Raw genomic sequence first — 16,109 nt, forward strand, 5'->3', positions numbered from 1 at the left:
AGAATGAAGCTTTTCCGGGGTATAGTGATTACTTGCGTGCTGCTAACAGGGTGTTCTGCGCAAAATGCGGCTACAGAGGAAGGGACAACATCCACTTCCTCGCCGTCTGCCGTAGTAGCAAGTGCAACGCCGTCTCCGGCGGTTACGGATGAAGCCAGTTCACCGCCGGTCAAGGGAACCGATGGTGGAACAACTACGAACCCTCAGGGCTCGGCTTCAGCATCGAAGGAGTACATGGAGACTGCCAGGCTGCATCCCACTTTCGGGTTTGCCGATGCAGAAGGGAAGCAGATCCTGATGACCCGGGAAGAAGACAGTGAGATGGAACAGATGAAATCCCTGAACACGGCTGTCGGCAATAACGGCCAAATTCTCACGTTAACGTTCGAGAAATGGCAGGCTGGGAGCGAGAACAGTAACGGCCGGGAGTCAGCGAATAATTTTGCCAATCTGCGGGGGTATGTCTACTCGGTAGATGAAGGCGGCGCAGCCCCGGATGAAACCTACTATTTGGCCGATTCCGCTGAGTTTAAGCTCAAGTCGCTGCTTGAGATTCAGCCGGCAGCAGCAGATCGCGGACAGCTCACCGCTGATGATCCTCTGCGAAAGAGCATTTCTGCGGCTAAACAGCGGGAAATCAAGTTAGCCTGGAAGCTGGCGGATTTGCCGCCGGACCGTGCCCTGTACCTGGTGCAATTCGTGAGACAGAACAAGAACATGCTGTTCAGTCTTGTTGTAGAGGATGGCGGGAAGCTGAAGTTCGTGGATTATCCCGCCGTTGTTCAGGAGGATGAATATTCAGTATGGCGTGTAGATGACGGCGGTGAGGTCATGCCGGAGATGTTCTCGCTGTTATTTGCTGCCGAGACTACAGATGGACTGCTGCTCGGTCTGAATTGGTGGGGCGCAGAGGGGATTAACTCCTTTTTCCTGTCCCGGAAAGGGGATGCCTTCAAAGAGCTGGATATACAATACAGCCGTTATACCTCGCCCTTGTAGCTGCTGTAAATGTGCATCTGTTTTATACAAGTCCAGCCGTCATGACTCTTTGGCGGGCTGGACCTTTTTCTTGTGCGCGAACAGTAGAAGCATACTATAGCCGATCACTCCTCCAAGGGTATTCAAAATGAGGTCGTCGACATCAAAGGTACCGATAGAGAGAATAGCCTGTGCACACTCCAACAGCAAACTTAAACCCAGGGAGCGAATTAACACATACAATAACGAAATTCTCTGACCGCCCGACTGGAGCATAAGGAACATGCCATACGGCAGGAATAAAGCGATATTTCCGCCTACATTGAGCAGTGTGTGACTTGTCAGGTTATCGAATGTGTTCGAGATGGTGGCCAGCGGGATGAAATTTCCCCATTGCATCGCACGGTCGAGATTCTGCGGACTGCGCTGTAATTGATCCCAGAGAAAGATGAAATTTATGGAGCTGAACTTAAATAAAATGATTTTGAACAACGCATAGACATACAAGGCGAATAATATCTGCACTGCAATCTCTCTCGTAGCTTGTGTACGCTTCATTTCTTCTCCTCACTTTCCTTTGATTACTCCCATGCCCGTCAGGGGAACACGGTCAAAATAACCCCGTCCATATTGTTGCCCGACAGCTCAAAACGGCGGTCAGCCGGTACCGGGATCGGTGTATTGCCGGTAACGGGATGATACGATACCTCGTATTGCTTTCCATCCACCGTTGCCGAATAGCTTTGCTGCTCTTTAAGGAATTCTAGATACTCTTCCAGTGTGAAATGGTTGTCCTGCATAATTCTACTGTGCGGCAAACCGACATAGCGGAAATGCCAGGGTTCATACTGAATGCCAGTAATGGCTGTCTTGTCACCCGGGTAGCGTAAAATAAATCCGTATTTCCAGGCGTTCTTCTGCAGCCATTTGCCTTCAGGTGCGTTGTTCATCGCCGTCTGTGTAGATCCGATATCCAGCGACAAGCCAAGATTATGCTCGCTGTGGCCTGGCGGCAGCGCGTATTCGGCGCCTTTTTCCTCATAAAGCTGCTTTTGTTCTTCTGTATCCCGGTACCCGCTGCTGATCAGAAAATTCGCAACGTCGTCGGCAGCAGCAGCTTCAATCATCTCCGAGAAACGCTGCACCACGCTTTGCGACAACATAATTGTGTTGTCCAGCAGCCCGTATCCTTGCACCAGCTCAGGATGCTCATGCAGGTTAACTATGTCCTTTGTAACCCCTGATTTATGTACTGGATATTTCTTGTTGACGAGTAACAGGTTTCCCTGGTAGATCTGTTTTATAGAAATAACTGTAATGTCGGTTCGGCCGGGACCCGCTGTGATCACTTTGGACCTCCTGTCCGTAAGATCATTTCCTGTGATTTCCGCTTCCTTGTGGACAGCTTCATAGCCCAGCAGCATCAGGATGACAAGCCAAAAAACCCACTTCTTTTTCTTCATTTCTGTCTCCTCCTTGTGTTCATTCTTTAAGGATAAGAGAGAGCGTTTAAAAAGAAGTGGGGTAAAGATAAAGTTTTTCTTAAAAATATACTAATTTATATGCTTCAAACTATAGATTATCCTTCTATTTCCCGCAAAGCATTTCTCATTTGATAATAAGCATGTTGAAATCCGTGTAACGAAAAGCTTACAGCTCCCGTGGCAGCCGAACCTCAAAAAGAGTGCGGATGATGTCACTTTGCACTGAGATTCTGCCGCCATGCTGTTCTACGATATTTTTGGCGATGAACAGGCCAAGTCCTGTTCCGCCTTCTTGGTGACTGCGGGCCCGGTCTCCGGTATAGAACATATCGAATAGATGGGGCAATTGTTCTGCAGGGATGCTGCCGCCATAATTGATCACCTGAATGACGATATCCTCCGCCTGCGGGCTGCAGCTGACATCCACATATTGTCCTTCTTTGCCGTACCGGACCGCGTTGGTCAGCAGATTTTCGAATACGCGTGCCAGCAGTTCACCGTCGCCCTTTATTTCAATCCGGGGAGGGATGTTCAGGCGGGCTGTCAGTCCATTGCTCTCAAAGGCAGGATATAATTCCTCGTTTAATTGGCTCAGCAGTTCGCTCAGATCAAGCAGCTCTTTGTTGATGGTAAGCATACCGTAGTTCATTCTGGTGATTTCAAACAGCTCATCAATGAGCTTTTCAAGCCGCTGGGATTTGGTATAGGCGATGGTCGTATAATGTTTGATCTGATCTGCAGAGAGCTGACCTTCCTTCAACACGAGATCCAGATAACCCAGCACAGAGGTCAGCGGAGTACGCAGATCATGGGCCAAATTCAAGACCAGCTTGTCCTTGCTGTTTTCTGCAAAATCTCCCCGTTCCACCGCTTTCTGCAGCATTTCGCTCGCCAGATTCAGGTCTGCGGCAATATCGTCGAACTCGTCATTCGATGAGAGATTGAGCCTGCTTTTGAAATCACCGTTTGCCAGCAAATGAATATGCTTGGAAATCTCCCGGAAATAGGTGGCATAGGGTTTGGTAAAGAGGAAGAAAAAGAGGATGGCCAGCGGAATAAATAAGATCAGAAAGAAATTGAGATCGCCGACGCTGCCGATCATATAACGGAACCGGGCCAGCTTGTCCTCCAGCTTAACCTCTGATTGGTAATAAAGCTGAAGCACTTTATACAGCGCAAAGGTAAGGACACCCGAACAAAACATGCTCATTATCAGCATCAAGATCATTTTAAAGCGGAAGCTGCGGATCATTTTAGCCATTGAATGTATAACCTACTCCCCAAATGGTTTTGATCCATTTATTTTTGTTTTGATCTTCGCCAAGCTTTTTGCGCAGGGTACGGATATGCACCATCACTGTGTTCCCGCTCTCAAAATAGGCTTCACCCCACACCTGCTGGAAAAGCTGCTCGGCACTGAAGACCTTCTTGGGGTAGCTGGCCATAAGATACAGGATATCAAATTCTTTGGGCGTCAGCTCGATGTTGTTCCCGTATAACGTCACGGTGCGGCAGTCAGGATCAACGATCAATCCGCCCGCTTCGAGCACAGCCTTGCTGCCGGAGACCGGCTGGCTCAGCTGCATGGAACGGCGCAGCTGAGCGTTCACCCTGGCGACCAGCTCCATAGGATTAAACGGCTTGGTCATATAGTCATCGGCTCCGATTACGAGGCCGGTGATTTTGTCCAGGTCCGAGGTTTTGGCACTCAGGAAGATGATCGGCATCTGGTGCTGCTCGCGGATCTGCCGGGTGACTTCATGCCCGTCCAGGCCGGGCATCATAATATCCAGAATTGCCAAATCAATGGAGTGGGTCTGGACCGCCTGTACGGCAGCCCGTCCGTCAGATACTTTGATCAGATAGTAGCCCTCTTTTTCCAGGTGTAAGGCAACCAGTCCGGCGATCTCGGCATCGTCATCGGCGATTAGAATCGTAATTCGTTTCATTTCAGTTTCGCTCCTGTATAAGTTAACATGTAATGTGGACTTCGATTAACGCTTTGCTCCTAGTTTACCTTATCGGTTAGGCTTTCGCGAGCGGCGATTTTTCGTAATGTTAATATTTTAAATACTTATATTTGTAACATTTCAAAGAGGGTATAGCCCGAAAGAGTCATGCCGGCGCTACCTTGGGAATGCTATTCTATACATTAAGATTTGGGAGGGGACAGCAACGTATACGAGAATCAAGCTGCTTATTCTGCTGCTTCCGACAGTGATGGTCGGCATTTGGGAGATTGTGCGCCACCAGTTTCTGATGCCTTATATCTCTATGGACATGGGGAATTATCTGACGCCTGTGCTTGTATTCCTGTTCAGCATCGTGCTGCTGCTGCCGCTGTTCTCGTTATTGGAACGGAACCAGCGGGAGCTGGAGCAGGAACGGGCGGTCAAAACGGCCATGGAAGCCCGTGAGGGTCTGGCCAAAGAGCTGCATGACGGGATGGCGCAGTCGCTGTTTCTGTTGTCCGTGCGGATTGAGCGTCTGGAGCAGAACCGCAGGAATGGTGAGGTGAGCGGAGAAAGCATTGAGCAGATCAAAAAAACAGTGCATGAGGTCAATTCTTATGTACGCCAGGCCATTGCGAACCTGAAGGTTCCAGTCAGCGTTGCGCAGAACTTCACTCTGGAGCAGTCCGTTAAGGAGCAGCTGGCGCAGATGGCAAGTGAGGTGATGATAGAAGTGTCGCTGGACTGGAGTCTGGACGACAAAGCACTCACTTCCGCTGAAAAGGCGGAGCTGCTGTCCTGCATCCGTGAAGCTATCATTAATGTGCGCAAGCATACACGGGCGGGCAAAGTAGCCATATCCGGGCAAGGCGGCCGGGAGCGTTGGAGAGTAGCTGTCACGGATGACGGTGCAGGTATCCAGCATGAGGACCCTTTTGCAGTGAGCGGCAGTTATGGCCTGCAGATTATGAGAGAACGGGCAGAACGGATGGGCTGGAGATTATCGCTGGGATCGGATGCCGCCGGGACCCTTGTTGAAATAACGAAAGGGGGAGACGCCGAATGAACCGCTGCCGGGTACTGGTTGTGGACGATCATGCTCATGCGCGTGAGGCGATGTGCGAGATTCTGGCGATGGATGAGCGTTTTGAGGTCATTGGAGCAGTGGCGAGCGGGGCCGAGGCTATGGTCTGGACCGCACAATGGATGCCGGATCTGATCCTGATTGACATTGAGATGCCGGGGATGGACGGACTGGAGACGACACGGCGGATCAAGCTGGAATACCCTTATGTCAAAATCGTCATCGTGACCGTTTCTGATGAAATCTCCTATCTGTTCGAGGCACTGAAGCAGGGGGCGCAGGGATATCTGCTGAAGAACCTGGCTCCTTCGACCTGGATCGAATATTTGCTGGCAATTGTCAGTGAGGAGGTTCCGCTGAGCCGGGAGCTGGCTTTTCAGATTCTGAAGGAGTTTGCCGTTACATCGGTCAAGGAAGAGGGGGAAGCATTAACGGCGCGGGAGAAGGAAATACTGGGCTGTGTCTCCTCCGGTTCAACCAACAGGGAGATTGCGGCTGAACTTGGGATTTCGGAGCATACGGTCAAAAATCATCTGAAAAACATCCTGCAAAAGCTGCAGCTCCAGAACCGTACGCAGCTGACGCGGTATGCCCTGGAGCAGGGACTGGCCTCGCGGGAGCGGGATTTTCCGAAGAAACCATAGAAACTGAGAAGAGGGGAAATATACACACATGAATAAAATGCTGCGTAAACTGATGACTTTAGCCGCACCTTCCGTGGTCGCACTGATGCTGTTTGCGGCTGTAGCCAGCGCACATGTGACCGTTGCTCCGGCAGAATCCAGTACCGGTGCATGGGAGACCTATACACTGAAAGTGCCTTCGGAGAAGGATATCGCTACCATTCAGGTGGACCTGCGCATCCCGGAGGGGGCGGAGTTCAAGCAATATGAGGCAACCCCCGGATGGAAGGTAACCATCGAAGGCAATAAAGTCAGCTGGACCGCAACCGGTGAAGGCATTCAAGCCGGACAATTTCAGCGTTTCTACTTCACGGCCAAGAACCCGGAGGCCGCAGGCGATATTGCCTGGAATGCTTACCAGCATTATGCTGACGGCAGTTTGGTGCAGTGGTCCGGTGAAGAAGGCTCGGAAACGCCGCATTCCGTAACTTCGATTGTGCAGTCTTCCGGCAACGGAGACAGTCACTCCCACGGATCGGCGGACACGGGTGACTCCATGAGCATGGATGAGCACAAAGCCATTGTGGAGGACATCGATAAATCCTCAGGTACCTCACCGCTGCTCTATATTGCTCTGGGGATATCATTGCTGTCCTTCTTACTGGCTGCCATCAGTTTGTTAAGAGGGCGGAAGGAATAAGGAAAGACTTACATTTGCGGAATGCAGGTGGAACATAGCTTCTGTCACATTTCCAAAGGAATATGCTGTTGCAAAAAGGCTCCGCGCATTGACACTCTCTGTCAAAGGCGCGGAGCTTTTTGGTGTGTATGGCCATGTAGGAGGGAGTCCTATAATTTGGCATGAGTCATCATCCGTCAGAAATAACAGATAGTATATGCCTTCCAATGTACCTTTCGCATCACAATGTGCCTTTGCAGCTGAATATTCAGGATAAGATCCGAAGTATACTCCATACGGCAGCTAACATATTCAAAAAAACAAGAGAGCCTCAGACGATCACCCGTCTGAGGCTCCACTTGCCTGGAAGTTGCCTTCCACAGTATTTAGTTGTTGCTAGGCTGCGCGGACATATGTCTGAGAGGGTTGCAGAGCCGCGTCCTGCCGATATAACTGTATTTTGTACAATAAAAATGGCCAATATTTGAGGTTTTTAAGCAATAATTGTATTTTGTGCAATTAAAAATATCAAATAATACCCGTTTATTCCAAATGCCTCACTTTAAGTGCACACAGTGCAATTATTCTTCGATTCGATGCAATATCTTGGATAATAGCTGTATGAAATACAGTTAAATACAAAGTGAACTTAAGAATCTTTTCCGGTGAACCCAACTAACCTTAATTTATGGTATTCGCCGGTTTACATTACATTACCTAGTTCTTAAGTTCAGCTTGCACAGTTTACAGACTTTTGCGTTTGTAGAAGGTGATGAACGCTGCTGCAAGCAGAAGCACAACGATGGACACGCCGGTTGTGATGGCCTCGCTTGTGCTGCCCTGTTGCTGCGAACCGCCAGCTCCGCCAAACTCGCCGCCGCCCATGCCGCCGCCAAAGCCACCACCACCAAAGCCGCCGCCCATGCCGCCACCGAGACCGGCCATATCACCGCCAGGACCGTTGCCGCCTTGAGGCATCGCCGGTCCGCCCATGGCACCCGGCGCACCGCCTTGCGCGGCCTGCCCGCCTGCCGCTGCGCCGTTGGCGCCTTGCCCGTCTGCCGCTGCGCCGTTTGCGCCTTGCCCCGTCGCCGCTGCGCCGTTGGCGCCTTGCCCCCGCGCCGCCGCGCCGTTGGCGTCTTGCCCCGTCGCTGCTGCGCCGTTGGCGTCTTGCCCCGTCGCCGCCGCGCCGATGGCGCCTTGCCCGGAAGCCGCCGCGCCGTTGGCGCCTTGCCCCGGAGCCGCTGCGCCGTTGGCGGCCTGCCCGCCTGCGCCGCCAAAGCCGCCGCCTGGACCACCGCCCATGCCGCTTCCCGTTCCGTCACCGGAGGAAGGAAGGGTGCCGTCCAGCTGCTTGGAGACCGAACTGGCCATGGTGGACATGAAGGTCTCTACGGAGGTAATTCCACTCTCATATTGCTCGAACGTGTAGAAGGCGGATAGATCAGCCTTCACGTAGCTAGAGATCATCGTGTCGAGCTCCTGAATCCGCGCCTTGAACGTATCGTTCTGCAGATAACCATCCAGCATTTCGCGGATCATCTCATGATATTTCGTTTTGTATTCCTCGTTCGCCAGCAGCTTGGCCACCAGCGGACGTTCGGCAAGAGCGCCTTGGGTCGGTTCGTCAATCAGCACATCCGAGCCGCCCATCCCGCCAAAAGCCATATTATAGTCCCAAGGCAGGATCGAGAAGATTCCCTCATCTTCGTAGAGGTAATAATTCTGCTTGTTTCCTCCAAGATAGCTGTCCATATTGCCGGTTACGGCATTCAGTGCAATATACCCCAAAGCATCGTCGATATCGATATACTTCTCATAGTCGGTGCCGTTGTTCAGTTCATCCAGCATGTCGACCACAATGTCATCGTTTGATTTTTCGGACTTCATCTCAAGTCCCGTGTAGAGTGAAGCATCGTCGCCGAGCCAGGTCAAATCACTGCCTTGGCCGGTCATTACGCCTTTATATAACGCACCATAGGAATTGCCGAAGTTGCGCTCCAGATAGGCGTCGCCGATCTGTTCCACCGCGAGATAGAAACCCTTCAGTTCATCGTTGACGTAGACGTTGACGAAGGAGTATTTCGGTGTCGGAAGACCGATGCTCTCCGCCAGCTCATAGGTCAGAAACTCCCGCATATAGGAGGCATCGCTGTAATTGTTGTTGAGGTTGATTTTGGTAATGCCGAATAAATTCTGGTTCACATACTCGTCAAAAGAAATCTTGAAGCTGTAACGGTCGGAGTCCGCCATCTGCACAACACTGCGCAGGCTTAAGTTGCCTTTGGTCCGCACGGCCACATTGTCCATTTTGATCCCGTTGTATTCCACGGAGGCTGTCTTGTATTCCTCGGCGCTGGCATTGTCCAGCATATCCTGGAAATCATCCGGGTCCAGTGTGATTTTAACATCAACAACCTTGTCCTTCGGGAACACCTCCGAATCCAGACTTTGTTCCTCGCTTGATACCGCTTTTTCCTGCGTATCCGTAGTACTGTTATTGTCCGCAGAAGGATTTGCAATCTGACAACCCGCCATAGCGATAACCAGCAGCAGGCAACAAAGAATCAGCAGGGTCAGCTTACCGCGTGCTTTCATCTTCAGCACCGCCTTTCCTCATTAAGATACATAGTCGCCGCTATAGCTGATCAGCAAGGCATTTTTGACCCCTGTAATATCGGAGACGGTGTTTACGAAGCCGCCTTCCTTGTCGTCCAGACGCAGCTCAAGCGTAAGCTCGATGTTGCCTGCGCTTACGGTTTTTTGCTTGATGTTGTAACGTTTTACAGCTTTGGTCAGATGGCTGTGCACCTCGCGTTCGCTGTCATCGCCTTCACAGTTAAGCACCAGCAGGTACGGAGTTTCGACTGAAGAATGTTTAATGAACAGGAAGAGAATCAGGCCGATAATGATCGAGCCGATAATCGCCAGCGTGAAAAAGCCTGCACCGGTAACGATCCCTGCAACGGCTGCCCAGAACAGGAAAATCAGATCCGTTGGATCTTTGATCGGCGTTCTGAAACGGACGATGGACAAAGCGCCGACCATACCGAGCGAGAGCACAAGGTTGGAGTTGATGGCGATAATGACAGTTGCGGTGATCATAGTCATGCCCATCAGGGACACGTTGAAGCTTTTGGAGTATAATACGCCGCTGAACACACGTTTGTAGAGCAGGTAGATGAAGAATCCGATCAGAAAAGCGACTCCGAGCGTGATCAGGATTTTGGAGATGCTGATATCGGAAACGAAGTTGTCTACGACCGAATTTTTAATCATATCGGAAAAAGTTGTGGCCGTATCGTTCTCTTGCCCTGCGGTTGCAGCTATAGTCTGCGTGGCCGTGGCAGCCCCCAGTGTGGATGAAATGCCCATTAATAATCCTCCCAAGTATTGGTTTTTAGAAATTTGCGGCAAATGACGTATTTCGAAGCAGATTGCCGGTTTAAGCCGTTTAGCTGCAGCGCAATTTTGATGTACTCCGGTATGTATTCATCAAATTTGACCTCGAAAATAATGAAGTTCTCATCAAGCGCCCGGACCGGCTGAAGCTTTTTATTAAAAATATCCGTCTCATGCAGTCCCGTACGCAGCTCCTTGTCAAAAGTGATCCGCACATTGCCGTTATGGCAGACGTAAGGTTCGCGGACATAATCGACGATCACTTTGGGACGCAGAAAATTGTGGCGCATCTGGTTATAGAGCTCCATAAACAAAGGACTTTGCGGAACGTTCAGCACCTCGTAATTGCCGGCCATAATCTGATCATACATTTCGCGGGTCAGCGGTTCCTTGATCTTGGCGATGTAGTCGTCCATTTTGATTTTTTTCTCAAAGTGTACGACATCGTCCTGTACGTTATAGATGCGGATCCGGTATTTGGCGCGTTCTCTAAGTCCGCCCAGCTTGTCCGAAAGTGCCGAATTGTTAATATCATCAAAATACAGGCTGCGGATATGGTACTCCCCGCTGTCATTGGCGTTCTGATCGGTATCTATTAAGCTCTGCAGCCGCTGCCGCAATATAAGGTATTGATGATAGTTAATGAAAAATTTCAATTCATGCCGGAATTGCAGCTTCTTATTCATCTCACACCCCATTTCTCTCTCAAAAGTTTGGCTTTGGTCACCGCTGCGCCTAAATCTTGCTGCTGAACCCATATTAAGTGACTGACCTTATGATTTTCTTAAATCTGCCTGAACGTTAGCTGAAAGTTATTACACTGCGTTAACAAATGACGTAGTTATGTGAGGTTGTAGGGAGGGTTATTTGACTTCTGTCTATGAGGAAGGCTATCTTTTATAGACAGAAAGCTAGAATCCGGACTGTTGTTTATTGGAAAGCAAGCGGTGAGGGAGGGATAGGCATGAAGGATTTTAAAGTGTTGATTATTGTTGTAATCATCGTAGTTGTATTGATCCTGCTGGCCCTTGGTCTGGAATGGCTTAAATCGGAGTGGACTGCCCGACCTGAGGAAAGCAGTGCTCCGTATGATCTGGTCAGTACCTTTAAAGAAGATGCGGAGACCAGCCGTGCGTTCACCTGGTTTACCGGAGCTCCGGGTGCGGAGGGACGGCTTGAGGTTGTAAAAGGAAAAAGCGCCGCATTTACAGCAGGGAATGTTGTCAAGGTGCAGGCCATAGACAGCGTGATCAAAACAGATGAGGGCAAAAGAGGCGTACATAAGCTGTAGTGACCGGGCTTGAACCGGGAACGCTGTATACCTACAGGGCAGGCAGCGGCAAAGAAGGCGAATGGAGCACAGCAGCTACGTTCACCACGGCGGAAGCGGACAGCGAAAGCGTAACCTTTATCAATGTAACCGATTCACAAGGGGAGACGGCGGCGGATTTCAAATTATGGGGCAATATACTGGACAAGGCGTTCCAGACCTTCCCGGCGGCAAAGTTTATCGTTCATAACGGGGATTTGACGGAAGAGCCGGAGGATTCGGGTGCCTGGGATGACTTTTTCGGCAATGTGCAGGGGTTTGTGCCGGGCATTCCGCTGATGCCTGTCACCGGCAACCATGATGAGGTCGAAGGGCAGGCAGCAAGCTTTACTTCGCATTTCAACCTTCCGGATAACGGCGACCCGGAATCCATTGCCGGAACCTCATATTCTTTTGATTATGGACCTGTGCATGTGACGGTACTGAATACGGAGAGCCACCTGAAGAGCCAGGCCAAGTGGCTGAAGAAGGATTTGGCCCTTACAGATAAACCGTGGAAAATCGTAGCGCTGCACCGTCCGGCATATGGCGGGAACATGTATAAGAAGCTGGAGGATTGGACAGAGATATTTGACAAGTATGGGGTTGATCTGGTGCTCCAGGGACATAATCATGAATATTCCAGATCGTATCCGCTGCTTGCCGGAAAAGTTGTCCCGGAGGGCGGGAATTCTGCTGGTACCGGAGGAGGAACGGTGTACGTGGTGACCAACGCCTCCGGCGCAAAATTTAATGAGAAGAAAGAGGATCAGTACTATCATCAGGTTCATTTCCAGAACAATAAGCAGATGTACGCCGGAATTACGGTCAGCGGAAATACATTGACTTACCAGGCCTATGATGTGGACGGCAACAAACTCGACGAGTTTCTGCTAAAGCATTAAGATAGTAAGACTCTTCTGACATTCCGTCAGGGGAGTTTTTTTACTATAAATGTAATAAATAGTGTGAAAATGGTACGATAACAGAAGACGGAATTCTCCAAGTTTGAACCATTTTCCCTCACTATGAATCCTGCTTACACTCTATAATGAAAACGTTAACAAAGTAAAGCAATCATAGGAGGCGTGGTTCGTGATTCGTAACCGTATCCGAAGAATGGGATTAATTGTCCTGCTGGCCGCGATGTCTAGCTCTTTGTTTACCGCCTTTCCGGCGGCTGCCCATGCTGCTGCAAGTGAAGCTTACAACTGGAAAAGTGTCGTTACCGGTGCGGGCGGAGGGTTTGTGCCGGGCATTATTTTTAACCAAACTGAACCGAATCTGATCTATGCGCGTACCGACATCGGGGGCGCCTACCGCTGGAATCAGGCCACTGGCAGCTGGATTTCCATCAGTGATGCCGTGGGCTGGGTCGACTGGAACAAAAACGGGGTGGATGCGCTGGCTACAGACCCTGTCGATCCGGACAAAGTATACATGGCTACCGGCACGTACACGAACCACTGGGATGGCAACGGGCAGATTATGCGTTCCAGCGACCGGGGCAATACGTGGCAGACGACAGCGCTGCCGTTCAAGGTTGGCGGCAATATGCCCGGCCGTTCGGCCGGTGAGCGTCTGGTTATCGACCCCAATAAGAACAACATCCTGTTCTTCGGGGCACGCAGCGGCAACGGGTTGTGGAAAAGTACGGACTCGGGAGTAACCTGGTCCAAAGTAAGCTCTTTTCCTAACGTAGGCACTTATATTCAGAACCCGACGCTCGATTACGGCAATGACCTCGTCGGATTATCCTGGATTACTTTTGACAAAAGCACAGGCACACCCGGCAGTGCTACGGGAACGATTTATGTCGGCGTAGCGGATACGGCAAGCAGCGTGTACCGCAGCACCGACGGCGGCGTTACCTGGTCCGCGCTTCCCGGACAGCCCACCGGTTTTCTGCCTCATCATGGCGTGCTTTCCTCAACCGGGGATCTGTACATTACGTACAGCAATGGCGTAGGGCCCTATGACGGCAGCAAAGGTGAAGTCTGGAAATTTAATAAAACCAGCGGTGCCTGGACGAACATCAGCCCGACGACCGGAACAGATAATTGGTACGGCTTCGGAGGACTTGCTGTCGATGCCCAGAATCCGAATACGGTGATGGTCTCCAGTCTGAATGCCTGGTGGCCGGATGAGGTTGTTTTCCGCAGTACGAACGGCGGAGCGACTTGGAGCCGGATCTGGGATTGGGGCAACTATCCGGAACGGACCTATAAATTCGCAATGAACATTACCGCAGCACCTTGGCTGGATCATGGAACGACCTCCACTTCACTTGATCCTTCACCAAAGCTCGGCTGGATGATGGGAGACCTGGAGATTGACCCGTTCAACTCCAACCGGATGATGTACGGAACAGGAGCTACAATCTACGGCTCGAATAACCTGACTGCTTGGGATACAGGCGGCAAGGTCAATATTTCGGTCATGGCCAAGGGCGTAGAGGAGACTGCTGTGCTCGGACTGATCAGCCCGCCGTCGGGAAGTGCGCATCTGATCACGGCGCTTGGTGACGTCTCGGGCTTCCGGTATGAAGATGTGACCCAGGCGCCGGTCAAGTTCCAAACGAGCCCTTCCTGGGCGACAACGACAAGTATTGATTATGCGGAGCTCAGTCCGGCGTTCGTTGTGCGCGTTGGCGGAGCCGATAAGGAAAAGACACCGAGCATGAAATCGCTTGGGATTTCGAATGACGGCGGCTCTAATTGGTATATGCCGAATGCCGAACCGTCGAATGGAACCAAAACAACGGCAGGACAAGGCCAGGTCGCCGTATCTGCCAGCGGTAATGCCATCTTGTGGAGTACCTCCGATATCGGTGTCTACTACACCAAATCGTCGGGCAACTCCTGGACGGCAAGCAGCGGGGTACCGGCCGGAGCCAAAATCGCTTCCGACCGCGTAAACGCAAACAAGTTCTATGCGTTCTATGCAGGAATCTTCTATGTCAGTGTGGACGGCGGAGCTACCTTTACCGCTACGCCGGCAGCGGGTTTCCCGACGAATAATGTAGACGGCCTGCAGCCGAACCAGGCGCAGATCAGCTTGAAGGCAGTGCCGGGCATTGAAGGCGATATCTGGCTGGCCGGAGGCAATACGGTCGAGAACAAATACGGTTTATGGCATTCTGTGAATTCGGGAACCAGCTTCACCAAGCTGTCTAATGTCGAGGAAGCGGATCTGATCGGCTACGGTAAGGCCGCACCGGGCCAGAGCTATATGGCACTATATACGGTTGCTCAAATCGATGGCGTCAGAGGGGTCTTCCGCTCCGATGATGCTGGCGCATCTTGGGTCCGGATCAATGATGACGCCCACCAGTATGCGAAGATCAACATGGCCATAACCGGTGATCCGCGGATATACGGCCGGGTATATCTCGGAACAAACGGCCGGGGCACACTGTATGCTGATCCGGTGAATCCTCCGGCTGCCGGATCCACCATTACGCCGGTCACGGCCAGCTTCGATAAGAAGACGGCGAATCAGGCGGATGTGGCCGTAACGCTGACGCTGAACGGGAACACGTTAAGCACGATCAAGAACGGAGCGGCAACGTTGACTGCCGGAACGGATTATACCGTAAGCGGCACAGCTGTCACGATCAAAAAAGGGTATCTGGCCGCGCAGCCGGTGGGCACAACAACGCTGAGCTTTAATTTCAGCGCCGGGGCCGCCCAGTCGCTGGCAGTTGCCGTAGAGGATACGACGGCAGCGAGCAACTCGGCGATTACGCCGGTCACGGCCAGCTTCGATAAGAAGACGGCGAATCAGGCGGATGTGGCCGTAACGCTGACGCTGAACGGGAACACGTTAAGCACGATTAAGAACGGAACGGCAACGTTGACTGCCGGAACGGATTATACCGTAAGCGGCACAGCAGTCACGATCAAGAAAGGTTATCTGGCGATACAGCCGGTGGGTACAACAACGCTGAGCTTTAATTTCAGCGCCGGGGCCGCCCAGTCGCTGGCAGTTGCCGTAGAGGATACATCTGTGGTTGTGACCGGTGGTCTTAAGGTCCAAATGTATAATGGCAGCACAGCGGCTTCGGCGAATGTCTTGAATCCGCGGATCAAACTGCTGAATACGGGCACCAGCGCCGTTTCGCTGGCGGATGTGAAGATCAGATATTATTACACGATTGACGGCGAGCAGCCGCAAAGCTTCTTCTGCGATTGGTCACAGGCCGGCAGTGCGAATGTTACCGGCACCTTTGTGAAACTCCCGGCAGCCATAACAGGGGCGGATTATTATGTGGAGCTGGGTTTCACAAGCGCAGCGGGTTCCCTGGCAGCAGGGGAGGGCCTGGATATCCAGATGCGGGCATCCAAGGCGGATTGGAGCAATTATACCCAGACCGGAGATTATTCCTTTAACGCGTCAGGTACGGGTTATGCGGATTGGGCTGGCGTTCCGGCCTATCTCTCCGGCAGCCTGGTATGGGGGAATGAACCTTCCTGATCTGATCCGGCCGCAACCCGGATCGGCATAACAGGATTATCCATTATACAATGAGCTGCAAGAAGCCATGAATTTTCTTGAACCAACAGCCTCACTTCCTTTGTGAATTGGGAGGATGGGGC

At 51.5% G+C, this 16,109-nt stretch carries 14 protein-coding genes; 7 read left to right on the forward strand and 7 right to left on the reverse strand.

Annotated elements, in window-relative coordinates:
- Nucleotides 1-3 precede the first annotated feature (3 nt).
- Nucleotides 4-999 (forward strand): hypothetical protein, encoded by a 996-nt coding sequence (locus NST99_RS13270; protein ID WP_341092287.1) that lies wholly within the window; start codon nt 4-6, stop codon nt 997-999.
- A 39-nt stretch (nt 1,000-1,038) separates the two neighbouring features.
- Here the strand turns inward: NST99_RS13270 and NST99_RS13275 are convergent, their stop codons facing one another.
- The 4 genes from NST99_RS13275 to NST99_RS13290 all read right to left on the reverse strand — a co-directional run bounded on the left by NST99_RS13275 (nt 1,039) and on the right by NST99_RS13290 (nt 4,411).
- Entirely contained in the window at nt 1,039-1,536 is a 498-nt protein-coding gene (locus NST99_RS13275) for a VanZ family protein (RefSeq protein WP_341092288.1), read from the reverse strand.
- A gap of 38 nt (nt 1,537-1,574) precedes the next feature.
- Nucleotides 1,575-2,441: a M15 family metallopeptidase gene (locus NST99_RS13280; protein ID WP_341092290.1), complete on the reverse strand. Its 867-nt coding sequence runs from the start codon at nt 2,439-2,441 to the stop codon at nt 1,575-1,577.
- Between the two features lie 187 nt (nt 2,442-2,628).
- Complete coding sequence (locus tag NST99_RS13285) at nt 2,629-3,723, reverse strand: sensor histidine kinase (RefSeq protein WP_341092291.1); 1,095 nt, start codon at nt 3,721-3,723, stop codon at nt 2,629-2,631.
- Nucleotides 3,716-4,411 (reverse strand): response regulator transcription factor, encoded by a 696-nt coding sequence (locus NST99_RS13290; protein WP_341092292.1) that lies wholly within the window; start codon nt 4,409-4,411, stop codon nt 3,716-3,718. Before NST99_RS13290 ends, NST99_RS13285 begins: the two co-directional genes overlap by 8 nt.
- A gap of 271 nt (nt 4,412-4,682) precedes the next feature.
- On the opposite strand from NST99_RS13290, the gene NST99_RS13295 reads away from it, so the two are divergent.
- Genes NST99_RS13295 through NST99_RS13305 form a run of 3 tightly spaced genes read left to right on the forward strand, consistent with a single transcriptional unit; the run spans nt 4,683 to nt 6,821 of the window.
- Complete coding sequence (locus NST99_RS13295) at nt 4,683-5,480, forward strand: sensor histidine kinase (protein ID WP_341092294.1); 798 nt, start codon at nt 4,683-4,685, stop codon at nt 5,478-5,480.
- On the forward strand, nt 5,477-6,142 hold the full coding sequence (locus NST99_RS13300; protein WP_341092295.1) for a response regulator transcription factor: 666 nt from the start codon (nt 5,477-5,479) through the stop codon (nt 6,140-6,142). The genes NST99_RS13295 and NST99_RS13300 overlap by 4 nt, the downstream gene beginning before the upstream one ends.
- 28 nt (nt 6,143-6,170) lie before the next feature.
- Nucleotides 6,171-6,821 (forward strand): YcnI family copper-binding membrane protein, encoded by a 651-nt coding sequence (locus tag NST99_RS13305; protein WP_341092296.1) that lies wholly within the window; start codon nt 6,171-6,173, stop codon nt 6,819-6,821.
- Nucleotides 6,822-7,544: 723 nt separating this feature from the next.
- Here NST99_RS13305 and NST99_RS13310 read toward each other — a convergent pair.
- The 3 genes from NST99_RS13310 to NST99_RS13320 all read right to left on the reverse strand — a co-directional run bounded on the left by NST99_RS13310 (nt 7,545) and on the right by NST99_RS13320 (nt 10,888).
- Nucleotides 7,545-9,398: a CotH kinase family protein gene (locus NST99_RS13310; protein ID WP_341092297.1), complete on the reverse strand. Its 1,854-nt coding sequence runs from the start codon at nt 9,396-9,398 to the stop codon at nt 7,545-7,547.
- Nucleotides 9,399-9,419: 21 nt separating this feature from the next.
- Entirely contained in the window at nt 9,420-10,079 is a 660-nt protein-coding gene (locus NST99_RS13315) for a DUF4956 domain-containing protein (protein WP_341097640.1), read from the reverse strand.
- A 95-nt stretch (nt 10,080-10,174) separates the two neighbouring features.
- Complete coding sequence (locus NST99_RS13320) at nt 10,175-10,888, reverse strand: polyphosphate polymerase domain-containing protein (protein ID WP_341092300.1); 714 nt, start codon at nt 10,886-10,888, stop codon at nt 10,175-10,177.
- Nucleotides 10,889-11,166: 278 nt separating this feature from the next.
- Here NST99_RS13320 and NST99_RS13325 point away from each other — a divergent pair, with 278 nt between their 5' ends.
- From NST99_RS13325 to NST99_RS13335, 3 genes are all read left to right on the forward strand, one after another.
- Nucleotides 11,167-11,493 carry a hypothetical protein gene (locus NST99_RS13325; RefSeq protein WP_341092302.1) on the forward strand — a complete coding sequence of 109 codons (327 nt, stop codon included), beginning with the start codon at nt 11,167-11,169 and terminating at the stop codon, nt 11,491-11,493.
- Nucleotides 11,493-12,416, forward strand: a complete 924-nt coding sequence (locus NST99_RS13330) for a metallophosphoesterase (RefSeq protein WP_341092304.1) — start codon at nt 11,493-11,495, stop codon at nt 12,414-12,416. The genes NST99_RS13325 and NST99_RS13330 overlap by 1 nt, the downstream gene beginning before the upstream one ends.
- Nucleotides 12,417-12,630: 214 nt before the next feature.
- A complete protein-coding gene (locus NST99_RS13335) occupies nt 12,631-15,987 on the forward strand; it encodes a X2-like carbohydrate binding domain-containing protein (protein ID WP_445745028.1) in 3,357 nt (1,118 codons plus the stop codon).
- Nucleotides 15,988-16,109 lie beyond the last annotated feature (122 nt).

This window comes from Paenibacillus sp. FSL L8-0470 (assembly GCF_038008625.1).
Lineage (GTDB): Bacteria > Bacillota > Bacilli > Paenibacillales > Paenibacillaceae > Paenibacillus_AQ.